The organism is Rhizobium sp. Leaf384, assembly GCF_001424065.1.
Lineage (GTDB): Bacteria > Pseudomonadota > Alphaproteobacteria > Rhizobiales > Rhizobiaceae > Ferranicluibacter.
Genome location: NZ_LMQE01000010.1, coordinates 75,782 through 97,562 on the forward strand (window position 1 = coordinate 75,782; position 21,781 = coordinate 97,562).

15 protein-coding genes and 4 pseudogenes are annotated in these 21,781 nt (G+C 65.6%); 9 read left to right on the forward strand and 10 right to left on the reverse strand.

Features of this window, described 5'->3' with window-relative positions; genetic code table 11:
* The 7 genes and pseudogenes from ASG25_RS23545 to ASG25_RS21080 form a co-directional block, all read left to right on the forward strand.
* Positions 1-130, forward strand: a pseudogene (locus tag ASG25_RS23545) (ABC transporter substrate-binding protein); the annotation flags it as partial.
* Positions 131-201: 71 nt separating this feature from the next.
* Positions 202-479, forward strand: a 278-nt coding sequence (locus ASG25_RS23550) for an ATP-binding cassette domain-containing protein (RefSeq protein WP_244479473.1), incomplete at its 3' end; no start/stop codon positions are given.
* Position 480: 1 nt separating this feature from the next.
* Positions 481-1,120 (forward strand): annotated as a pseudogene (locus tag ASG25_RS21065) (ATP-binding cassette domain-containing protein); the annotation flags it as partial.
* Positions 1,117-1,473: pseudogene (locus ASG25_RS23555) on the forward strand (sugar ABC transporter permease); the annotation flags it as partial. The pseudogenes ASG25_RS21065 and ASG25_RS23555, both read left to right, overlap by 4 nt.
* 1 nt (position 1,474) lies before the next feature.
* Positions 1,475-2,308 (forward strand): annotated as a pseudogene (locus tag ASG25_RS21070) (sugar ABC transporter permease); the annotation flags it as partial.
* 122 nt (positions 2,309-2,430) lie between these two features.
* Complete coding sequence (locus ASG25_RS21075; protein WP_062479102.1) at positions 2,431-3,159, forward strand: SDR family oxidoreductase; 729 nt, start codon at positions 2,431-2,433, stop codon at positions 3,157-3,159.
* Positions 3,160-3,221: 62 nt separating this feature from the next.
* The gene (locus ASG25_RS21080) at positions 3,222-4,859 is read left to right on the forward strand and encodes an FGGY-family carbohydrate kinase (RefSeq protein WP_062479105.1); all 1,638 of its coding nucleotides are present in this window, start codon (positions 3,222-3,224) and stop codon (positions 4,857-4,859) included.
* 74 nt (positions 4,860-4,933) lie between these two features.
* Here the strand turns inward: ASG25_RS21080 and ASG25_RS21085 are convergent, their stop codons facing one another.
* The 5 genes from ASG25_RS21085 to ugpC form a co-directional block, all read right to left on the reverse strand.
* On the reverse strand, positions 4,934-7,714 hold the full coding sequence (locus tag ASG25_RS21085) for a glycoside hydrolase family 2 (RefSeq protein WP_062479107.1): 2,781 nt from the start codon (positions 7,712-7,714) through the stop codon (positions 4,934-4,936).
* A gap of 116 nt (positions 7,715-7,830) precedes the next feature.
* Positions 7,831-9,162 (reverse strand): extracellular solute-binding protein, encoded by a 1,332-nt coding sequence (locus ASG25_RS21090; RefSeq protein ID WP_244479474.1) that lies wholly within the window; start codon positions 9,160-9,162, stop codon positions 7,831-7,833.
* A 52-nt stretch (positions 9,163-9,214) separates the two neighbouring features.
* Positions 9,215-10,063 carry a carbohydrate ABC transporter permease gene (locus tag ASG25_RS21095; RefSeq protein WP_200942849.1) on the reverse strand — a complete coding sequence of 283 codons (849 nt, stop codon included), beginning with the start codon at positions 10,061-10,063 and terminating at the stop codon, positions 9,215-9,217.
* Positions 10,060-10,947, reverse strand: coding sequence for a sugar ABC transporter permease (locus ASG25_RS21100; protein WP_062479116.1), 888 nt, complete (start codon positions 10,945-10,947; stop codon positions 10,060-10,062). Before ASG25_RS21100 ends, ASG25_RS21095 begins: the two co-directional genes overlap by 4 nt.
* Complete coding sequence (ugpC, locus tag ASG25_RS21105) at positions 10,934-12,052, reverse strand: sn-glycerol-3-phosphate ABC transporter ATP-binding protein UgpC (RefSeq protein WP_062479119.1); 1,119 nt, start codon at positions 12,050-12,052, stop codon at positions 10,934-10,936. Before ugpC ends, ASG25_RS21100 begins: the two co-directional genes overlap by 14 nt.
* Positions 12,053-12,178: 126 nt before the next feature.
* Here ugpC and ASG25_RS21110 point away from each other — a divergent pair, with 126 nt between their 5' ends.
* Positions 12,179-13,213 (forward strand): LacI family DNA-binding transcriptional regulator, encoded by a 1,035-nt coding sequence (locus ASG25_RS21110; RefSeq protein ID WP_062479121.1) that lies wholly within the window; start codon positions 12,179-12,181, stop codon positions 13,211-13,213.
* 113 nt (positions 13,214-13,326) lie between these two features.
* On the opposite strand, the gene ASG25_RS21115 is transcribed toward ASG25_RS21110, so the two are convergent.
* Positions 13,327-14,928, reverse strand: a complete 1,602-nt coding sequence (locus ASG25_RS21115) for a globin-coupled sensor protein (RefSeq protein WP_082480447.1) — start codon at positions 14,926-14,928, stop codon at positions 13,327-13,329.
* 340 nt (positions 14,929-15,268) lie between these two features.
* On the opposite strand from ASG25_RS21115, the gene ASG25_RS21120 reads away from it, so the two are divergent.
* A complete protein-coding gene (locus ASG25_RS21120) occupies positions 15,269-17,290 on the forward strand; it encodes an EAL domain-containing protein (RefSeq protein WP_062479125.1) in 2,022 nt (673 codons plus the stop codon).
* Positions 17,291-17,353: 63 nt separating this feature from the next.
* Here ASG25_RS21120 and ASG25_RS21125 read toward each other — a convergent pair whose 3' ends face one another.
* The 4 genes from ASG25_RS21125 to ASG25_RS21140 all read right to left on the reverse strand — a co-directional run bounded on the left by ASG25_RS21125 (position 17,354) and on the right by ASG25_RS21140 (position 21,669).
* Positions 17,354-18,307, reverse strand: a complete 954-nt coding sequence (locus ASG25_RS21125; RefSeq protein ID WP_062479128.1) for a sugar-binding transcriptional regulator — start codon at positions 18,305-18,307, stop codon at positions 17,354-17,356.
* Between the two features lie 21 nt (positions 18,308-18,328).
* The gene (locus tag ASG25_RS21130) at positions 18,329-19,795 is read right to left on the reverse strand and encodes an FGGY-family carbohydrate kinase (protein WP_062479131.1); all 1,467 of its coding nucleotides are present in this window, start codon (positions 19,793-19,795) and stop codon (positions 18,329-18,331) included.
* A 108-nt stretch (positions 19,796-19,903) separates the two neighbouring features.
* A complete protein-coding gene (locus ASG25_RS21135; RefSeq protein ID WP_062479134.1) occupies positions 19,904-20,860 on the reverse strand; it encodes a transketolase family protein in 957 nt (318 codons plus the stop codon).
* A complete protein-coding gene (locus tag ASG25_RS21140; protein WP_062479136.1) occupies positions 20,860-21,669 on the reverse strand; it encodes a transketolase in 810 nt (269 codons plus the stop codon). The genes ASG25_RS21135 and ASG25_RS21140 overlap by 1 nt, the downstream gene beginning before the upstream one ends.
* Between the last annotated feature and the right edge of the window lie 112 nt (positions 21,670-21,781).

Here is a 21,781-nt window from a genome sequence, read left to right on the forward strand (position 1 = left end):
GCTTTTCGTTCCCGCCGTCGTCACGGCCGAGAACATCAAGGCCGAGATCTTCGACAAGAAGATCCAGACCGCCGCCGAAGTCTGCACCGGCGAATATGCCGACGGCTGCGCCAAGCTCGGCATCAAGTAGAGCCCTCGCTGACAGCGACCGGTCGAGCGCCGTCTCGACCGGTCCATCCCTTTCAACAGAGCGTGCGCACCATGGCGAACAGACAGACGGAAGGCCCGGCGACGGGCGGTCCCATCCTCCGGTTGACCAAAATCTCCAAGAACTTCGGTGCGGTGTCCGCGCTGACCGATATCGACCTCGAGGTGAAGGCCGGCGAGGTTGTGGCGCTTGTGGGCGACAACGGCGCCGGAAAGTCGACCCTGATCAAGATCCTCGCCGGCGTGCACCAGCCGACGTCGGGGCAGATCGAGTTCTGCGGCAGGCCGGTCAGTCTCGACAGCCCCAGCCGGGCGCTGGAGCTCGGCATCGCNTCTCGCCGGCGTGCACCAGCCGACGTCGGGGCAGATCGAGTTCTGCGGCAGGCCGGTCAGTCTCGACAGCCCCAGCCGGGCGCTGGAGCTCGGCATCGCCACGGTGTTCCAGGACCTGGCGCTTTGTGAAAATCTCGATGTCGTCGCCAATCTGTTCCTCGGCCATGAAGTGTCGCCATGGAGCCTCGACGAGGTGGCCATGGAAGTCCGCGCCTGGACGCTCCTCAAGGAGCTTGCGGCCCGTATCCCGTCGGTGCGCGAACCGATCGCTTCCCTGTCCGGCGGACAGCGCCAGACTGTAGCCATCGCCCGTTCGCTGCTGCTTGATCCCAAGATCATCATGCTCGACGAGCCGACGGCGGCCCTCGGTGTCGCCCAGACGGCCGAGGTTCTCAATCTCATCGAGCGCGTGCGGGCCCGCGGGCTCGGCGTCATCATCATCAGCCATAATATGGAGGACGTGCGCGCCGTCGCCGATCGCATCGTCGTGTTGCGGCTCGGGCGCAACAACGGCGTCTTCAGTCCGGATGCGTCCAACCACGAGCTTGTCGCCTCGATCACCGGCGCGACGGAAAACGCCGTGTCGCGCCGTATCGAACGCAAATCCGACGTCAGCACCATGGGCGGGAGCACCGCATGAGCCAGACCCCCAATGCGAAAGACCCTGCGCTCGACCGCAGCGACGTACGCGTCGTCCATGCCGAGGGCCTTGCGGGTGCGTTGCGCACCCTCGTCGGACGGGTGAAGTCCGGTGACCTCGGCATGCTGCCGGTCGCCATCGGCCTGATCGTCATCTCCACCGTCTTCAGCCTTCTGAATCCGATATTTCTCGCGCCGAACAACCTCGTCAACCTGCTGTTCGACTGCGCCACGGTCGGGATCATCTCGCTCGGCATCGTCTGCGTCCTGATCCTGGGCGAGATCGACCTTTCCGTCGGTTCGATGAGCGGACTGGCCTCGGCCATCATCGGCGTTCTCTGGGTCAATTCCGGGNCTACGCCTTCATGTACAATCGGCTCGGCATGCCGAGCTTCGTGGCCACGCTTTCCGGCCTTCTCGCGCTGCTCGGCCTGCAGCTCTATATCCTCGGGCCGACGGGTAGTATCAACCTGCCCTATGCCTCGCCGCTCGTCCGCTTCGGCCAGATCCTCGTCATGCCCGGCTGGATGTCGGCACTGCTCGGCCTCGTTCCGGGCCTCGTCATGATCGTCGTCGGCCTGTCGGTGCGCAAGCGTCGGGAGGCTGCCAACCTGTCGTCCCAGCCGCTGAGCACGCTCATCGTCAAAGCCGTCATCCTGACGGTCGTGATCGAGGCCGTCGTGTTCTATCTCAATCTCGGCCGGGGCGTGCCGTGGATGTTCGGGCTGTTCGTGGCGCTGGTCATGATCCTGAACTATGGTTTGACACGGACGCAGTGGGGCCGGTCCATGTTCGCCGTCGGCGGCAACCGCGAAGCCGCAAGGCGCTCCGGCATCAACGTGCGCCGCATCTATACCAGCGCCTTCGTGCTCTGCTCGACCCTCGGCGCCCTCGGCGGGATCCTGTCGGCATCCCGCCTCGCATCGTCGAGCCAGCAGGCCGGCACCGGCGACGTCAACCTCAACGCCATCGCGGCCGCCGTGATCGGCGGAACGAGCCTCTTCGGCGGACGCGGAAGCGCCTATTCCGCGCTGATCGGCATCATCGTCATCCAGGCCATCTCCAACGGCCTGACCCTGCTCAACCTGAACTCGTCGCTGCGCTACATGATCACCGGCGCCGTGCTCGCCATTGCCGTGATCGTGGATTCGCTGGCGCGCCGCTCGCGCGTCAGCCACGGCCGCGCCTANCTCGTCGCTGCGCTACATGATCACCGGCGCCGTGCTCGCCATTGCCGTGATCGTGGATTCGCTGGCGCGCCGCTCGCGCGTCAGCCACGGCCGCGCCTAGAAAAAACTGGAGAATTCTCGGATGTCTGATCTCATGACCGGAAAAGTCGTCGCCATCACCGGCGCCGCCTCTGGCATCGGCCTTGCCTGTGCCCGCACCTTGATTTCGGAGGGCGCCACCGTCGTCCTCATCGACCGCGCGGCCGACAAGCTCGACACGCTTTGCGCCGAACTGGGCGACCGCGCCAAGCCGCTGGTCATCGACCTCATGGACGGCGCCGCACTTTCCGGGATCCTGCCCCGGATCCTGGACCTTGCCGGGCGTCTCGACGTCTTCCACGCCAATGCCGGCGCCTATGTCGGCGGCGCGATCGCCGAGGGTGATCCCGACGCGTGGGACCGGATGCTGAACCTCAACATCAACGCCGCGTTCCGGTCGGTCCATGCGGTCCTGCCGCATATGATCGCCCAGAAGTCCGGCGACATCCTGTTCACGAGTTCGATCGCCGGTGTCGTGCCGGTGATCTGGGAGCCGATCTACACCGCATCGAAGTTCGCCGTTCAGGCCTTCGTCCACGCGACACGCCGACAGGTCGCGCCGCACGGCGTCCGCGTCGGTGCGGTGCTGCCCGGTCCGGTGGTCACCGCGCTTCTCGACGACTGGCCGAAGGCGAAGATGGACGAAGCGCTGGCCAATGGCAGCCTGATGCAGCCGAAGGAGGTGGCCGATGCCGTGCTCTTCATGCTGTCGCGGCCGCGCAACATCACCATCCGCGATCTCGTGATCCTTCCAAACAGCGTCGATCTCTGATCGGCAGACCGCCCTTGGTTCGACACCCCATCCGCGCCGACCAGCAAAAGACGAGACGAGACATGCCCGATCGAGACAGCTCCAACATGCCGCCATCCGACCGGTATGTCCTTGGCGTGGATGTGGGAACGGGGAGCGCGCGCGCCGGCGTGTTCGATCTGGCCGGGCGACTGCGCGGCGCGGCAAAGCGCGATATCACCCTGTTCCGGGAGGCCGGCGGACTGGTCGAGCAGTCGAGCACCGACATCTGGGCCGCCGTCTGCGCCGTCGTGCGCGAGGCGGTTGCGGAAGCGGGGATCGATCCCGGCGCCGTGATCGGTCTCGGCTTCGATGCCACGTGCTCGCTGGTCGTGCTCGGGGAGGGGGGCGCACCCCTTCCCGTCGGCCCTTCGGACGATCCCGACCGGGATATCATCGTCTGGATGGATCATCGGGCGGTGGCGCAGGCCGCGCGGATTAACGAGCTCGGCCATGATGTCCTGCGCTATGTCGGCGGCCGGATCTCGCCCGAGATGCAAACGCCGAAGCTTCTGTGGCTGAGGGAAAACCGGCCCGCGATCTTCGCCGCGGCCTGGCAGTTCTTCGACCTTGCCGACTTCCTCACCTTCAAGGCAACGGGTAGCCTTGCCCGCTCCACCTGCACGGTGACCTGCAAATGGACGTATCTCGCGCACGAGAGCCGCTGGGACCCGACCTATTTCGCGCGCGTAGGGCTCGATGTCCTGGCGCTCGAGGGCTTCTCCCGGATCGGAACCGACATCGTCGCCCCCGGCACGCCGCTCGGGCAGGGCCTGTCGGCGGAGGCGGCGCGCGCGATGGGACTAAAGCCCGGAACGGCGGTCGCCGCCGGAATGATCGACGCCCATGCCGGCGGCATCGGAACGGTGGGCATCGATCAGGGGCCGGGCTCCAATCTGGGATATGTCTTTGGAACCTCCTCCTGCACGATGACCTCCACCACGGAGCCGGTCTTCGTTCCCGGCGTCTGGGGTCCCTATTTCTCCGCCATGGTGCCGGGGATGTGGCTGAACGAGGGCGGGCAGAGCGCCGCAGGCTCGGCCATCGACCATCTCCTGGCGTTCCACCCGGCTGCCGCCGAGGCCAGGGCTGAGGCGGCAAGCGCGGGGGTGCCGCTTCCCGTTTTTGCCGCAGACGCCGCAGCCTCCCGGTCGCCCTCGGCCTCCGACGCCGTTCGACGTGCGACCGGCCTGCACGTCGTTCCCGAATTTCTCGGCAACCGCGCGCCGTTTGCCGATCCCCAGGCGCGCGCCGTCATTGCCGGTCTCGGCATGGAGGCGGATTTCGACAGTCTGATCGCCCTTTACATCGCCGGCCTCTGCGGCATCGGCTATGGCCTTCGCCAGATCATCGACACGCAGGCCCGTGCCGGCGCGCCGGTCGAGCACGTCGTGATCAGCGGCGGTGCCGGCCAGCACCATCTGGTCCGCCAGATCCTTGCCGATACCTGCGGAAAGCCTGTCGTCGGAACCCGCTCGCAGGAGCCGGTCCTCCTCGGGTCGGCCATCCTCGGCGCCGTGGCCAGCGGCGCCTTTGCCGACACCCGCTCGGCCATGCAGGCGCTGAGCCATGCAGACCGCACCTACCTGCCGGCCGAGGGCGAGATTGGCCTTCTCCACCAACGCCGCTACGAAGTCTTCACGACGCTGCAGGCGCACGCGCGAACCCTGCGCGCCGTCTGAGGCCGGCCCCGCGCGGTCGTTGCCGCTGCGGGGTCGCGGGTCGTCGCCCCATCACGCGGCGTGAACGGTCTTGATCAGGGAGATTCCGTCAGGCGCATCAGGCCGTCGAGCAGCGCGGTGCTGACGGGATCATCCGTCAGATGGCTGCCCAGAAGCCTGAAGGTGGTCGCCACGAGCTTGCCACGGCCAAGCCGTTTCTCGATGAGAAAGGCTGCCGGCTTGTGGACCCAACCGATTACGACGCCGGCGTGAACGCGGCCGTGAAACTCCCAGGGTCGAAATCCGGTCATGACCTGATGCGGCACGACGTCGTTGAAGGACAGGTCGAGAAGCGGACCGCCCGGCACGTGCGAGAACGGCCCGTCGCGCCTCAGCCAGGAGAAATTGCCGACCCAGTCACCCCTCCAGAGCGACTTGTGCCGGTCCACCAGCGAATAGCCGGGGAAGGTGAAATAGGCACCGGAAATCAGGCCGCCGGCCCCCGGATCGATTTCGATCGTCGTCGGCCCGTCCCGCGGCGGCGTGTCGTCGCGCAGCCGGCCCGGCGCCTTCGAGACGATCTGCAGGACGTGGAGGCCGCCATGGATCCTCTCGATCATCTCGGGGGTCAGCCGGTCGGTCACGAAGACCTCCGCCTCCTGGGGTCCCCGCGCGCCGTAGCCGAGACCCGTCAGACGCTGTTCGACGTCCTCACGATCCGTCGCGAAGGCAGGGCTTCCGGTGATCTCGCGTTCGCCGTAGAGCGACAGGGTTTCGGTATTGGTCGCGAGCGGCGCACCGTTCGGGGCAAGCAGGCGAAAGGCGACCGGCGCACGCAATGACGTGGCCACCGGGCCCACGGCGATGTCGAGCGAGGCCTCGTGGACCTGCATCGGCCGGATCTCGGGAACATCGACAACGCCCCTCTGGTCTGCGAGCGACCATTCGAGCCGGCTTCCGGCCGGGACGAGCGAACCGCCTGCCGACAGCGCGAGCTCGAACCGGGCGGTCCCGCCGGAGGCAACCGCATGGGTGACGGTGCCGGGCGCAATCACGACGTCGCCGTTGACCTCGGGAAGCGCGGTGGCGAACACGCGCGGATTGCGCGCCATGTCCATCAGGCCGTTGCCTTCCCAGTGCACGTCGGTCAGTTCGGTGACCACGTAGCCGCCGATCTCAGGGTGTCGCCGGATGACCTCGATCTCGTATTTGAGGTTCATGTACTGGTGCCACTGCACCTGCTCGATGAAGGCCGGGAACGGGCCGAACACCTGCGACAGGCCCAGTTCGCGATAGCGGGCCTCGACGCCCTGGGGCAGGGCTGTCCCGTCCGCCCATGTCGCACCGTAGCTCGCCCACCAGGGGTCGCGCCCGTCGTCTCCGCGCAGGCGTGCCGGGTCGGGCAGGCCCCAGACGCCGAACTCGGACAGGATCAGGGGCTCCTTGCCGGTCTGGACCGCTTCGTCGTCGGTCGAGAAGGTCCAGTCCGCGTTCCCGGCGAATTCCTTGCAGAGCAGGTCCCACTCGTCCCGCCTGTCGGTTGCCGTCCGGTAGAAATGGTAGTCGTTGATGTCGGTCTTCACGTGGTAGTTCGGGAAGCAGGCCGAGTTGTCGACGACGAGCCGCATCGGATCTTCCGCCCGCAGCCAATCGACCATCTCCGAAATCCAGCGGCGCTGTTCGGCGGATTCGCGCAGGCGCGTTCCCCAGTCCTCGTTGATCAGGGTCCATATGACGATCGACGGGTGGTTGCGGTCCCGCGCGAGAATGCCCGCCATCGTCTCGTGCAGGCGCCGTGCAGCCGCCGGCGAGAAGGTCTCGATGTTCGGGATCTCCGTCCAGATCAGCATGCCGAGCCGGTCTGCGACATCGTAATAGCGCGGATCCGGCACCTTGATGTGGCATCGCAGGCAGTTCAGCCCCATGGCCTTCGACTTGCGGAGCTGGTCTTCGAGCATCTCGAGCGAGGGCGGAGTCCCGAAGCCGTCGGGGTAGTAGTCCTGATCGAGCGCGCCGCGCAGATAGAGCGGCTGATCGTTCAGCCAGAGATAGCCGTCGCGCGCGACGAAGCTTCGAAAGCCGAAGGTCGAGACCCGTTCGTCGGCGGCAGCATCGGGCGAAGCGCCCTCCGGCTGCAGCGACAGTTGCGCACGGTAGAGGTTCGGCGCGTCCGGAGACCAGGCCGCCGGCGTCTGGATCTGAAGCGTGTGTGCAGCGACACCGGTGGTCGCATGCACCGTTTCCGTGGCGACGAGGGCGCCGGCAGGATCGGTGACCGTCAAGGTCAATACGGCGGCGACCGGCTGCGACAAGGTGGCCCTGATGTCCAGCCGGCCGTCCGGCCAGTGCGGATCGAGGCGCAGGCTGCTGATGTGCAGGGCGGGCCGTGCCTCGAGGTGGACGGACTGCCAGATGCCTGCCTGCGGCCCGTACCAGCTCTGCTTGCCATGCGGAATTTCGGCAAAATCGGGCGTGTCCCCATGCCGGGCGGCGTCGGGCAACGTCGCGATGACCTGCAGCTCGTTCTCGTCCCGGACAAGATGGGGCGGCAGGACGATGTCGAACGGGAGATAGCCACCTTCGTGACGGCCGATCTCCGTCCCGTTCAGGGCCACCGAGCAGATCTCTCCGACCGCGCCAAAGCAGACGGCGATCTCGGATCCGGACCAGCCGGCAGGGATCGAGAAGGATCGGCGGTAGGTGGCCGTGCCGAAGCTCACCGCCAGATCCTCGAAGCAGGCCTGCCAGGGTGCGGGAACGCGCGCCTCGCGCCAGATGCCGTCGCTGTCATGGCGGAAGGACCAGGCGCCGTCGAGCGAAAGCGCCCGGCGGGTTGGGACATGCGGCAAAGCGGGCTTGGCGAACGAAGAGGACATGACGGTTCCCTGGTGATGGGGCCTTCGGAGAGGCGAAAACATGAAGAGGAGGGCAAGGCTCCGCGACGCCCCTCCCTTCCGGGGAGGGGCGCGCGGCAAAACCCGAGGCTCTGCGATCAGCGATTGCGACGAAGAACGCGCTCGACGCCGGCCTGCATGGCCGACAGTGCGGCTTGCGGTTCCGTGCCGGTCAGCCACATGGCATTGAGGTCGGTGATCATCGCGTTGTAGACCGCCCGCTGGTTCTGGACCTGGGGGAGAGCCGTGGCGTTTGTCGCCGTCGCTGCGAATTCATTGCGGTGCGGCAATGCCTTGAACGCCGCGGAGTCCAGGACGGACTGGCGGACCGAGAGATGGCCGGTGCGCGACCATTCGTAGTTGTTGTCATAGAGGAACTTCAGGAAGGCTTCCGCGGCCTTGGTCTTTTCCGCGCTGCGGTTCTCGTCCTTCGGGATCACCCACATGTGGCTGTCGGCCCAGACCTTCTGATTGGCAAAGAGTTGCGGCACATTGGCGACGCGATAGGACTTGAGCGCCGCCTTGCCGCTCTTGGCCTGGCTGTCGTAGTTGTCGACGCCCCAGGTTCCGTTGAGGAGGATGCCGGCCTCGCCGTTGAGGAAGGCCTGTTCCGAGCCCGGATAGTCCAATGCCGGATTGGCCAGTCCCTCGGAATAGATCGCGGAGATCAGCTTGGCCGCGTTGAGCCCCTCGGGCGTGTCGATGCTGGCGGCCTTGCCGTCGGCCGAGACGACGTCCACGCCCTGCTGCCACATCAGGGTGTCGAAGAAGCGCACCATCATGCCTTCGGCGCTCTGGGATTCCGACGCGATAAACGGCTTGCCGGTCGCTTCCTTGAACTTCTTGCCCTGGGCGATCAGCTCGTCCGCCGACTTGGGCAGCATGGGCGAGCCATCGGGATTGGCCATGTTCGCCTGCTTCATGAGATCCATGTTGACGTGGAACAACAGGGCATGGAGATCGAACGGCAGGGCGTAGATCTCGCCGTTCGCGGTCGCGTTCTTCAATGCCGCGGGAACGAAATCGTCGGACGGAATGCCGAGCTCCTTCAGCGGGCCCGACAGGGGGGTCAGGAGGTCGCGGCCGGAAAAGTTGGGCATGACCGAGGCATGCATGACCGCCACGTCGGGAATGTTGCCCGTCGAATAGGTCGCGGTCAGCTGGTCGTAATATGCGCCCCATTCGACCGTCTGGGTCACCACTTTGGCACCCAGCGTGTTTTCCGCGTTGAACTTGTTGGTCAACACCGTGATGATCCCGCACTCGCCGTTCGCCTTGGAAATGTCGGTGACGGTGCCGTATTCCGTGTTGCACTCGCCAAAGAAGCGAAGAAGCGAGATGTCCACCGCCCCTGCGGAGCCGGCCGAGGCCGTCGTGGCGAGCAGTGTGGCGAGCGCGAGCGCTCGGAATGTCTTCAGGTTGCGCATCATATCCTCCTTGTCGATGCAGATGTCGTCCGTGCGGCCTCCCGCCGCATGAACGTTATTTTCCGGCGTTCATGGCCACGCCGGCCACGATGAAGCGCTGGAAGATCAGGAACAGCAGCATGATCGGCAGGCTGGCGAAGACGGCGGACGCCATCACCGAGCCGAGACCCTCTGAAAATGCGAAGTTGCTCTGGATCGAGGCGAGCCCGACCGTCACCGTGTACATGTCCGCCCGGGTGGCGGAGACCAGCGGCCACAGGAAGTCGTTCCAGGCGAAGATAAACGTGAAGAGCCCGAGCGTCGTGAGCGCCGGGACCGAGAGCGGCAGCATGATTTTCAGGAACACGGTCAGCCGGGATGCGTGATCGATTTCCGCCGCCTCCTCCAGCTCCTTCGGAATGGAGCGGAAAAACTGCGTCATCAGGAAGACGCCGATCGGCACGGCCACGCGCGGCATGATCAGGGCGAAATGGGTGTTGTGCAGTCCCCAGCCGGAAATCATCGTGTGCAACGGGATGAAGATCGACTGCTCGGGAACCATCAGGCCGGCCATGACCAGCAGGAACAGGGTCTTCTTGAAGGGGAACCGGAGCCGGGCGAAAGCGTAGCCCGCCATGGACGACACGACCAGCACGAGCGCTGTCATCACCACGGCGACGACGAGGCTGTGCAGCAGCCAGCGCGGCACCGTCTCCATCTTCATGAGGTTGATGTAGTTGTCGAGCGTGAACGGCAGCGGGACAAACCCGGCGGTGGATCGCATCAGCTCCGCATTGGGCTTCAGCGACATCACCACGACCCAGAGGATGGGAAGGAGCCAGAGGAGGGCGAAACCCGCCGTCAGGCCGAGGATCACGAGATCGGTGGTGCGGCGGCGGCGGCCGGTTGACATGGCTGCCATCACGCGTCCTCCCGTCGCCCGAGCCATAGCTGCGCCATGGCGAAGCCAAGCATCAGCAGGAACAGCGCAAAGGCCATCGCGGAGGCGTATCCCACCTGCCAGTCGCGGAAGCTCGTCTCGTAGATATATTGCACCAGCATTTTCGTCCGGTTGGCCGGGCCCCCTTGCGTCATCAGATGCGGCTGCCCGAAGATCTGGAACTGGCCGACGATCTGCAGCACCAGGACGAGCAGAAGCGTGTTGCGGATGGACGGCAGCGTGATGCGGAACAGGGTCGTCAGGCGGCCGGCATGGTCGAGCTCGGCAGCTTCGTAAAGCTCCGGCGGGATCTGGCTGAGGGCGGCAAGGAACAGGGCCATCGGCAGTCCGACGCCCCACCAGAGGGTGGTCACCGTGAGGGCGGGCATGGCGAACGTCGCGTTGCCGAGGAAGTTGATCGGCGTCGCGCCGAACCATCGGAAAAGCGGAACCAGCAGCCCGTTGTCGGCATTGAGAACCATGGACCAGATGAGCGTCACGACCGAGACCGAAAAGACGCTCGACATGAAGAAGATGGATCGCAGGATCCCCTTGAGACGACCGCGCCCGTTGACGGCCAGCGCCAGCAACAGCGCCAGCAGCGTCATGCTGGGGACCGTCATGACCACGAAGAGCAGCGTGTTGCCGACCGCTTTCCAGAAAATCGGGTCTGCCCAGAGATCCTCATAATTGAGGACGCCCACGAATTCGCGGAAATTACCCGCAAGTTCCCAGTCGTGGAGGCTCATCCAGAGGCCCTTGAAAAAGGGATAGACCAGCAGAATGCCGTAAGCCACGAGGAATGGAGCCAGAAAGAGGAGTGCGGTCAGCGCCTCCTTCCGGCGTGCCGGCGTTCTAGGCGTCGCCATGTCGCCCCTCCCGCGCAAGCGGCGTTCCCGCGGTGATGGCATGGCCGTGGCCGTCGAACACATGGCGGATGCCGGAGCCGATGGCAAAGCGGATCGCGGCCCCGATCGCGGGCGCCTTGCCGCCGCGCTGTTCGGCGACGATGGCGGTGCCGTCGGCAAGGGTCGCGTAGACCAGCTGCAGGGAACCGAGTTGCTCGACCACGTCGACCGTGCCGGTCAGGCTGCCGGCTTCCGACGGCATGAGGTTTTCCGGCCGCAGCCCGATCGTCACCATGTCTCCGACGCTCGCCGCGCCATCGGTCGCCATGGCGTCCAGCGGGATGCCGCCGGGACCTTCCAGGGTCAGGGCGCCGCCTTCGACGGCTGAAACTCTGGCGGGGATGAGGTTGATGCGCGGCGCGCCGAGAAAGCCCGCGATGAAGCTGTTGGCCGGCCGGTCGTAGAGCTCGATCGGCGTGCCAACCTGCTCGATGCGTCCGGCCCGCAACACGACGATCCGGTCTGCCATGGTCATGGCTTCCGTCTGGTCATGGGTGACATAGATCATCGTCGCGCCGAGCCGATGGTGCAGCCGGGCGATCTCGGTGCGCATCGACACGCGAAGCGCCGCGTCGAGATTGGAAAGCGGCTCGTCGAACAGGAAGACGTCCGGCTCCCGCATGATGGCCCGACCGATCGCCACGCGCTGGCGCTGGCCGCCCGACATGGCATTGGGCCGACGTTCGAGATAGGGCTCGAGCTGGAGGATGTCGGCGGCCCGGGCAATGCGCGCCTCGATCTCCGCCTTCGGGGTGCCGATGTTCTTTAGCCCGAAGGCCATGTTCTGTCGCGCCGTCATGTGGGGATAGAGCGCGTAGTTCTGGAAGACCATGGCGACACCGCGATCGCGGGCCGCCTCCCGATTGACGGACCGTCCGCCGATGCGGACATCGCCGTCCGTTGCATCCTCAAAGCCGGCGATGATGCGCAGAAGGGTGGATTTTCCGCAGCCCGAGGGGCCGACAAACACGACGAACTCGCCATCGGCGATGTCCAGGGACACGTCATGGATTACTTGGACGGCGCCGAAACTCTTCGACACCTTCTCCAGGGCTACCTCCGCCATCCACTCCTCCCAGAATGTTTAGTTATATTTTCATCTTTATAACCAAACTGTCCGAGTTATCAAGTGGTGAACTTGTTGATGAGCGCATCCTTGTGATAAGCGCAGGGACGCAACAAGGACGCCATCGTGACGAAGAAGCCTACAATGTCGGACATCGCCGTCGCGTGCGGCGTTTCCCAGGCGACGGTCTCTCTTGTTCTCAACAATGCGCCGGGCACCCGGATCTCGTCCGCGACCCGTGACGCGGTCATGACCAAGGCAGCGGAGATCGGCTACACGACAGTCCACCGGCGACCGGACAGGCGGCCGGTGATCGCGATGATCATCAACGACGTCACCAGTTCGCCCCACGTCGCCGGCCTGATCGACGGCGTCACGGAATCCGCCAACGAACGGGGGCTGCTCGTGTCCATCATGCCGACCGGGGGCGACAGCGACGCGGAACAGGCCGTGCTCGATCACCTCGCCGCCATGCCGATCGCCGGGGTCATCTATGCGCGCCTCATCACCCAGCAGATCAATATTCCTCCGGGTCTCCTGAATGTGCCGACTGTCCTTCTCAACTGCTACACCGGCGACCGAAGCATCCCCAGCGTTGTGCCGGGAGACCTGGTGGCCGGACAGACGTCTGCCCTGCTCCTGATCAAAGCGGGGCATCGGCGCGTCGGCTATATCGGCGGGGAAGACACCATCGAGGCGGCGCGGGAGCGCATCAAGGGCTACCGGCGCGCCTTGATGATGCATGACATCGCGCTTGACCCGGCGATCGTCTTCAAGGGAGGCTGGACGATCCGCGGCGGATACGACGCGTTCAAGAGCATCATGATGGTGCCGGATCCGCCGACGGCCATTTGCTGCTTTTCCGATCGCACCGCGATGGGCGTGTACGCGGCTGCGGCGGAGCTCGGCCTGAAAATTCCCGAGGACATCTCCGTCGTCGGTTTCGACAACGAGACCTATACCGCCGACATGGTGCCGCCTCTCACTACCATGGAGCTCCCGCACAGCGAAATGGGGAGATATGCGGCCGAGCATCTGGCCGATCTGCTCGCCTCTCCCCGCAAGACGTCCCGCAACTTTCAGGTCAAAATCGAATGCGAGCTGATCGAGCGGCAGTCGGTCAAGGTCCTGGACCGCACCGGGGCTCTGCCTGTCGCGTGACACACGTCGGCTCCTGACCGCGCGGAACGCCGGCGCGCGCCATGGACGGCTCTCGTTGCCGGCATGCCGCCCGTGAGACTGTGGCGGCGGCAGCGCCGTACCGCCGATGCGCGTCAGGCGGCGTTGCGTGCGGGAACAGGCGAGGGCCGTCCGCCAGACCCTGTCTGCGACGTCGCCCCGGTCCGGAACTCGCCCAGCATCTGCGCGATTCGGGCCACCTCCTGGACGAGCGCATGGCTGGAGGCGGTGGATTGCTCGACCATCGCGGCGTTCTGCTCGGTCCCCTGGTCCATCAGGTTGACGCTCGCATTGATATCCTGCAGGGCGGTGGCCTGTTCGCGGGCCCCGTCGACGATGGCGGCGATATGGTGGTTGATCTCCTTGACCTCCCCGACGATGACGACCAGCGCCGCGCCGGTCTCGCCAACGAGCGAGACGCCGCTCCTGACCTGCTCGCCGGACGTGTTGATCAGCGCCTTGATCTCCTTTGCCGCCTTAGCGGAGCGTTGCGCGAGCTCCCGCACCTCTTGGGCAACCACGGCAAAGCCCTTGCCGGCTTCTCCGGCGCGCGCGGCTTCCACGCCGGCATTCAACGCCAGAAGGTTGGTCTGGAACGCGATCTCGTCGATGACGCCGATGATGGACGAAATCTCCCGGGACGAGGCGTCGATCGCACCCATGGCGGCGACCGCCTTTTCCACGACGCGGCCGGACTGCTCGGCGCCGGCCTTGGTGCGGGCGACGAGCATGCCGGCTTCCTCGGCCCGCCGGGCGGAGTCCTTGACGGTCGCGGTGATCTCGTCCAGCGCCGCCGCGGTCTCCTCGACGGTGGCCGCCTGCCGCTCGGTCCGCTTGGCGAGATCGTCGGCCGCGGCGCGCATCTCGTCTGCGCCCGCCTTGATCTGGGAGGCGCCGGCGTCGATCCGGTGAATGGTGGTCGACAGCGCGTCGAGGGCGACGTTGAAGTCGTCGCGCAGTTGCCAATAGGCCTCGGGCAGGTCGTCACGGATGCGATAGCTCACGTCCTTGGCGACGATCGCCGCCATGGCCTTGCCGAAGCAGCTGCTCACGAGCGCGCGCTCGGCTGCGATGGCCGCCGCCTGCGCCTGCTGCTTGGCGATCTCGGCCTCGTCGATATAGACCGAGATGGCCAGATCCATATCGAGCAGCGCCGCTTTGACCAGGCTCGACAGCGCCGTGCCGAAAGCCGCGGCCGTCGTTGTCTTCCGCGAAAACACGCTTTTGGGGAAAGCTTCGGCAACCGCCGTGGTGATCAGGTGGTCGAGAATGATCGCATAGCCGCCGATATACCATTGCGGCTCGAGCCCGATCCGCGCATGCACCGCTCCGATCGTGCGGACCCTGCGGCCATAATCTTCGCTGAAATCGCCGTTGGAGATATTGACCCAGTGTCCGGCCTGGGCGCCCTTCGCCCGGACGATATGGTCATCGGAGGAAAAGAAGCGCTTCACGTCCGGGGTCTTGCGCAATTGCGCGTAGAACCGGTCGAGGCCCTTCGGCAGCTCGCGTTCGATCAGGCTTTTCAGCGACCGGATGCCGGTCTTGCCCGCCTCGTCCAACTGCATGAAGTCGAGACGGCGCGCGATGCTCTCCTCGCTGAACGGGGCGGCGGATGCATGACCCGCGGGCGCCGGACCCGGGGATGCCGGGGGAGACGCCGTGTGGCGGGCAGGGGCGGACGCGGGGTTCGTCATGACAACCTCTGAAGGACGGAAAGGGACAGGGAAGGGGACAAGGAGACAGCAGGAGCACGCGATCGACGACGTCCCAGCTCCGTCGTCATGTCGGCAACCGGATCTTCTCCCGAGTATGCTCGACGTCTGATTTAGAAAGTATGAATATGGTGTTTGCTTCCGTTCGGGAGGCCGAACGCGCCGGTTTTCCGCTGTGTATTGCCGGCCGCAGGACGTTTTTACCGCGTGTTAATCGCGCTCGATTGCGGCTTGTTAAGTCGAAACGCACACAATGGGGTTGCGGAGCGATGGATGTCTTCGCCGCGGGGACATGACGGCCCCACTGGTATCTGGACGTTTAATGGCGGTAGGTAAGCTCTTTTCACTGTTTCGGGTCACCGGCGACGATGCCGACCTGGTCAGGGCGCAATATGCGGCCTTCTCCAAACAGGTCCCGCTGATGTACTTCATCCTCCTGGTCAACAGCTGGGGCCTGGCCGCCACCCACATCAATACGGCGCCGGTCTTTCTGACGATCTGGATCCCGTCGCTTCTCACCCTGGTCTGCGCCTGCCGCCTCGTCTACTGGTGGATCGAAGGACGCCGGCCGACAAAGGGCATGAATGCGCTGCGGGCGCTGCGCAAGGCCAACGTGCTGGCCTGGCTGCTGGCTGCGGGCTTTGCCAGCTGGGGTCTCTCGCTCGCGCCCTATGGCGACAGCTATCAGCAGAGCCATGTCGCCTTCTACATGGGCATCACGGTGATCGGCTGCATCTTCTGCCTCTCGCATCTTCTCTCGGCGGCCTTGGCCGTCACCGTGATCGTCGGTCTCGCCTTCGCCGGCTATTTCGGCATGACCGGCAACATGGTGTTCATCGCCATGGCGGTCGACCTCATCCTCGTTTCCGCCGCGATGATCGCCGTTCTCTCGGTCCAGTATCGCGACTTCATGGCGCTGATCTCCTCCAAGCGGACACTGCTGGCCCTCAACGACGAAAACCTGCTGCTGGCAAATCAGGACAGTCTAACATCGATGCCCAATCGGCGCCGCTTCTTTGCCGAGCTCGAGACCGACCACCAGGCCGACAGCGCCGGCCGGGAGGCCATCTGCGTCGGTCTCATCGATCTCGACGGGTTCAAGCCGGTCAACGACATCTTCGGACATGGAACCGGCGACGATCTTCTCATCCAGGTCGCGCAGCGCCTGTTGACACTGGCGGGACCGGGCGCCGAGGCGTCAGAGGGGGAAGGGCCTGCGGGTGCGAAGCCTGCCGGTCCGCAGACCTTCTTTGCGCGGCTGGGCGGCGACGAATTCGGCTATATCACGCGGGGCGGCGGGCTGGCCGCGGCGGTCGACATCGGCCATGCGGTCTGTGCGGCGCTCTCGGAGCCCTTTCACATTGCCGACGCCCGGATCGAGCTGTCGGCCTCGATCGGCATTGCGGCGCTGTCGCCGACCGATACGACGGTTGCGACCGTCTACGAGCGTGCGGATCATGCCTTGTACAAAAGCAAGCGCCAGGGGCGTGGCGGAGTCGTGGTGTTCTCCAAAGAACATGGCGAAGCCTTTGCGCGTCTCCTGACCATCGAGCGGATCTTCGGCAAGCATGTCTACGAGGAGGAGGTCTCGCTCGTCTACCAGCCGATCGTGGACATGGCGTCGGGCCGGGTCGTGGCGTTCGAGGCCCTGGCCCGCTGGTACAGCCCGACCCTCGGTCATGTTTCCCCCGCCGAATTCATTCCCGCCGCGGAACGGTCCGGCGTCATCAATTCCCTGACCCGGCTGCTGCTGCGCAAGGCGCTCGAGGACGCCCGGTCCTGGCCGAGCGAGATCGGCCTGTCGTTCAATCTTTCCGCACGCGACGTCTCGTCCGGCGAGCAGTCACTCGCGCTGCTCGACATCGTTCTCTCGAGCGGCGTCGCGCCGAAGCGTGTCGATTTCGAGATCACCGAGACGGCCATCCTGGCTGATATGAGCCAGGCGCGGACCGTGGCCCTGATGTTCAAGGCCGCCGGCGTTGGCATTTCGCTGGACGATTTCGGCACCGGCTATTCCAGCCTGACCCATCTTCACGAAATGCCCCTCGACAAACTGAAGATCGATCGCAGCTTCGTCAACGGCATCAACGACAACTCGACGGGCAAGAAGATCGTGACGTCGATGCTGCGGATGTGCGCGGATCTCGACATCGGGTGCGTGGTCGAAGGCATCGAGACGCCCGAAGAATACGAGACCATCAAGGCGCTCGGCGGTCCGGCGGCGCAGGGATTTTTCCTCTCGAAGCCCCTGCCGCCCGACAAGGCGCGCGCCCTCGTCACAGACGACATGGGTGTGGACGACATGGGCATCGCTGGCAATGCCGGGGTCATGTTGGCGTCGTGAGAGGAGAGGCCGGGAGCGCAACGCGCTTCTGGGCCTTGTGTCCGACCCGCCGCAGATGCGGATCTACAGGGCCAGCAGGCGCTGCGCCGTGAACTTGTCGGTCACGAGAATGTCGATGATGCCGACCTTGAGGGCACCGGCGATGGCAACGGCCTTCTTGGCGCCGCCGGCGAGCGCGATGACCCGGTCGACATTCGCCAGATCCTCGAGCGGCAGGCCGATGACCCGGTCGTCGAGCGGCGTCTTGACCGCCTTGCCGTCGATGTCGAAGAACCGCAGCGAGATGTCGCCGACCGCGCCGGCATCGGCAAGATCGGCCAGTTCGCGCGCGGAGAAGATGTTGCCGGAGCGGGCGAGAAGTTCCGACGGCTCCACGGCCCCGATGCCGACGATGGCGAGCGTGATGCTGCCGAAAAGATCCACCGTCTCGCGCACGAAGGGATCCGCCATCATCAGAAGCTTTGCCTCGCGCGACGAGGTCACGCCCTGGACCGGCAGGAGCTTGGGCTCGGCACCCGTCAGGCCCGCCAGCCGCGTCGTCAGCTGCGTCGCATGCGTCTGGACCGAGGGATCGCCCATGCCGCCGAGCGTCTGCACGACGAACTTGGCGCGCGCGCTCTTCTGGGGATGGATGTTCTCCACCATCTTGAAGATGGTCTGGCTCCAGCTGGACACGCCGATGGTCTCGCCCGGTGCCAGCGTGATTTCAAGAAGATGGGCGGCGGCTTCGCCGATCCGCGCCATGATCGCACCGTCGCGATCCTCCGTGCATTCGACGACGACTGCTTCCGGCAGGCGATAGCGCTCGCGCAGCGCCGCTTCCAGATCGCCATAGGTGCCGACCGGGGGGATGACGCTGGTGCGCACGATCCCTTCCGTTTCCGCCCGCTTCAGCATGCGCGACACGGTCGCCTGCGACAGCCTCAGATGATCCGCGATCTCCGCCTGCCGGCGCCGCTCGATGTGATACATCTGAGCGACCCGCGAGATCAGGCGGAGTTCGTTGAGGCGTCCCATGGGCGTTCCCGTTGTGAATTTTTATTCACTCTTAGCGGCTGCCGGGTCGAGCGTCGAGCGGGCGAGTGCGTCATTCCACGTTTTGAGCCGCTCTGCCGCGTCGTCGGCTGCCGGCGGGATCGGTGTGGTCTGCCGGGGGAGGGCGGAAATCGCGGCGAGGTCCGGAAAGATGCCGAGCGACAGGCCTGCGAGATAGGCCGCACCGAGCGCGGAGGCTTCCGGGGCCTCGCACTGGATCACCGTATGGTGCAGCATGTCGGCAACGCATTGCATCAGGAACCGGTTCTGGCTGGGGCCGCCATCGACATAGAGCGCGCCGATCGCGCCGCCGCTCTGGGTCTTCATGGCGGACACGACGTCATGTACTTGAAAGGCGAGGGAATCGGTGACCGCGCGGGCCATCTGCGCCCGGCTGGTGTTGAAGTTGATCTGGGAGAACAACGCGCGTGCGGTTGAATCCCAGTAGGGTGCGCCGAGACCGACGAAGGCCGGCACGAAGCCGGGACCGCCCGGCTCCGCCGTCGCGGCGAGATCGACGAGGGCCGCGACGTCCGGCAGGCCAAGAATGCCGGTCATCCAGGGCAGGCTCGCGGCGGAGACGAGAATGTTGCCTTCGAAAGCGAAGGTCGGCCGGCCAGCAATCCGCCAGGCGACCGTCGTGGTGATGCCGTTGCGCGGCGCGATATAGGCCGAAAGCGTCGTCATGATCGACGATCCCGTGCCGAAGGTCACTTTTCCATCGCCCGGCCGGAAGGCGCCATGGCCGAAAAGGGCCGCGTGGCTGTCGCCGATCGCCGCGCGAATCGGGGTGCCGTCGGGGATGCCGGGCACGCCCGACGTCGTGCCGAAATCGGCGGCACTGTCACGGACCTCCGGCAGGACGGCCGGATCGACGCCGAAGATGCCGCAGAGCTCGTGGCTCCACGCCTGTGCGTTCAGATCGAACAGCTGGCTGCGGGCCGCGTTCGACGCGTCGCAGGCATGAACCCGTCCCCCGGTCAGGCAGTGGATGAGCCAGCTGTCGATTGTGCCGGCCCGCACAGGGCGGCCCTGCGGCACGCGATCAAGAAGCCAGCGGAATTTCGCCCCGGGAAACATCGGGTCGAGCGGCAGGCCGGTGATCTGCTGGACGCGGTCGAGATGGCCGTCACGGGTCAGCCGCTCGCAATCGGGCGCCGTGCGCCGGCACTGCCAGCTGAGAACCGGGCCGAGCGGCTCGCCGGTTGCCCCGTCCCAGACGGTGACGGATTCGCGCTGGTTGGAAATCGCGACGGCTTCGACGGTCGTATCGGGCGCGGCCTCGAGGCAGGCGGCGATCGCCTCGCAGACGGAGGCCCAGAGGCGGGACGGGTCCTGCTCGACCCAGCCGGGCTTTGGGTAGCTGATTCCGACGGGCGAGGATCCCCGGGCCAGGACCTCGCCTGCCAGGGACACGAGCACGGCCTTCGAGTTGGTGGTGCCCTGGTCGATCGCCAGTATCGCCTGCATGTCTTTCTCCTCACCCCGGGGAAGCCCGGACACCTATCAGAAACCCGGGCACCCCTATGAAAGCCGGGCCGGCGATGAAACCGCCCGCCCGGCTGAAGGGTCTGCCGACTACTTGCGCCGGATGACGGCTTCCGCAGCGTCGGCGATCGCCTCCGGCGCCATGCCGAACTCGTTCAGCAGGAACTCGGCCGAGCCGGTCGGCGCAAAGATGCCGGGAACGCCGAGCCGCTTCATCGGCACGGGTGCGAGATCGACCACCACTTCGGCCACGGCCGATCCGAGGCCGCCAAACGTCGAGTGCTCCTCGGCCGTGACGATCGCCCCGGTTTCGCGAGCAGCGGCGACGATGGCGTCCTCGTCGATCGGACGCACCGTCGCGAGATTGAGGACGCGGGCGCTGACGCCGCGGGAGGCCAGGATCTCGGCCGCCTTGACCATGCGGTGCGTCAGCGTGCCGTTGGCGATCAGCGTCACGTCGGAGCCTTCGCGCAGGAGATTGGCCTTGCCGACCGTGAAGACGTGGCCCTCGGGAAGGAGGTCGGGGACGCCGACGCGCGACAGGCGCAGGAAGCACGGGCCGGCGGTGTGCGCAGCCCATTCGACGGCTGCCGCCGTCTCGATATGGTCGCACGGCGCTATGACGGGGAGGTTGGGCAGGACGCGTGTCCAGGCAAAATCCTCGATCGAGTGATGGGTCGGCCCGAGATCGCCATAGGCCATCCCGGAGGAGATGCCGACGAGCTTCACATTGGCGTTGGAGTAGGCAATGTCGGCCTTGATCTGCTCGAGGGCGCGACCCGTCAGGAACGGTGCGGCGGCGCAGACATAGGGGATGCGCCCGCCATTGGCGAGGCCGGCCGCCACGCCGATCATGTTCTGCTCGGCGATGCCGACATTGATCAGCCGTTCAGGAAATTTCGCCTTGAAGCCGCCGAGCTTCGACGAGCCGACGGAATCGTTGCAGACGACCACGATCGTCTCGTCTTCCGCCGCGAGGCGCTCCAGCGTGGCCGCAAAGGCGTCGCGGCAGTCGTGGAGCTTCTGGGATGGGACGTGCGCGTTCATTAGAGGGCCTCCGACAGTTCTTTGACGGCGATGTCGTACTGTTCCTTGTTCGGAACCTTGTGGTGCCAGTCGACAGTGTCCTGCATGAACGAGATGCCGTGGCCCTTGTTGGTGTGGGCGACGATGCAGTGCGGTCGCGACCCGCGATGCTCGAGCGCTGCAACGACCTCGCCCATCGCATTGCCGTTGATCTCGGTGACCTCCCAGCCAAAGGCCTCGACCTTCGGGCGGAGCGGCGCGAGACCGTTGGTGTCGGCAATGGACGCACCCTGCTGAAAGCGGTTGTGGTCGATCAGCAGCGTCAGATTGTCGAGGCCGAAATGGGCGCCGGCCATGATGGCCTCCCAGTTCGAGCCTTCCTGCATCTCGCCGTCGCCGGTCACGACATAGGTATGGTAGGCCGCGCCCGAAAGCTTGGCGGCCTTCGCCATGCCGACGGCGACCGGCAAGCCGTGGCCGAGCGGCCCGGTATTGGTCTCGACGCCGGGCACCTTGTTGCAGTTGGGATGGCCGTTCAGGCGCGAATAAGGCTTGAGGAAGGTCGAGATCTCGTCCTCGGGAATGAAGCCGCGCTTGGCGAGCGTTACATACAGCGCACAGGCCGTATGCCCCTTGGACAGCACGAACCGGTCGCGTTCCGGATGCTTCGGCTGGTCGGGCCAGATCTTCAGGACGCGGAAATACAAAGCGGTGAGCACGTCGATGACCGACATCTCGCCACCGATATGGCCCGCGCCGGCTTCGAACACGGCCTGCAGATCCCGCAGCCGGATTTGGCGCGCCATGCGCTCAAGATCATCAATCTCCATCAGTTCCTCGCGTGAATAAATATGCATGTGGTGATATTCTTGCATAGTTACCCCAATAGTCAACCCCCTGTCGCAAGCTTGCCTCTGCGCGATATGCTGCACCGCAACGAGC

Coding starts and splice junctions, on each gene's coding strand:
- ASG25_RS21075 (WP_062479102.1), top strand. CDS start 2,431: ATGTCTGATCTCATGACCGGAAAAGTCGTCGCCATCACCGGCGCCGCC.
- ASG25_RS21080 (WP_062479105.1), top strand. CDS start 3,222: ATGCCCGATCGAGACAGCTCCAACATGCCGCCATCCGACCGGTATGTC.
- ASG25_RS21085 (WP_062479107.1), bottom strand. CDS start 7,714: ATGTCCTCTTCGTTCGCCAAGCCCGCTTTGCCGCATGTCCCAACCCGC.
- ASG25_RS21090 (WP_244479474.1), bottom strand. CDS start 9,162: ATGATGCGCAACCTGAAGACATTCCGAGCGCTCGCGCTCGCCACACTG.
- ASG25_RS21100 (WP_062479116.1), bottom strand. CDS start 10,947: ATGGCGACGCCTAGAACGCCGGCACGCCGGAAGGAGGCGCTGACCGCA.
- ugpC (WP_062479119.1), bottom strand. CDS start 12,052: ATGGCGGAGGTAGCCCTGGAGAAGGTGTCGAAGAGTTTCGGCGCCGTC.
- ASG25_RS21115 (WP_082480447.1), bottom strand. CDS start 14,928: ATGACGAACCCCGCGTCCGCCCCTGCCCGCCACACGGCGTCTCCCCCG.
- ASG25_RS21120 (WP_062479125.1), top strand. CDS start 15,269: ATGGCGGTAGGTAAGCTCTTTTCACTGTTTCGGGTCACCGGCGACGAT.
- ASG25_RS21125 (WP_062479128.1), bottom strand. CDS start 18,307: ATGGGACGCCTCAACGAACTCCGCCTGATCTCGCGGGTCGCTCAGATG.
- ASG25_RS21130 (WP_062479131.1), bottom strand. CDS start 19,795: ATGCAGGCGATACTGGCGATCGACCAGGGCACCACCAACTCGAAGGCC.
- ASG25_RS21135 (WP_062479134.1), bottom strand. CDS start 20,860: ATGAACGCGCACGTCCCATCCCAGAAGCTCCACGACTGCCGCGACGCC.
- ASG25_RS21140 (WP_062479136.1), bottom strand. CDS start 21,669: ATGGAGATTGATGATCTTGAGCGCATGGCGCGCCAAATCCGGCTGCGG.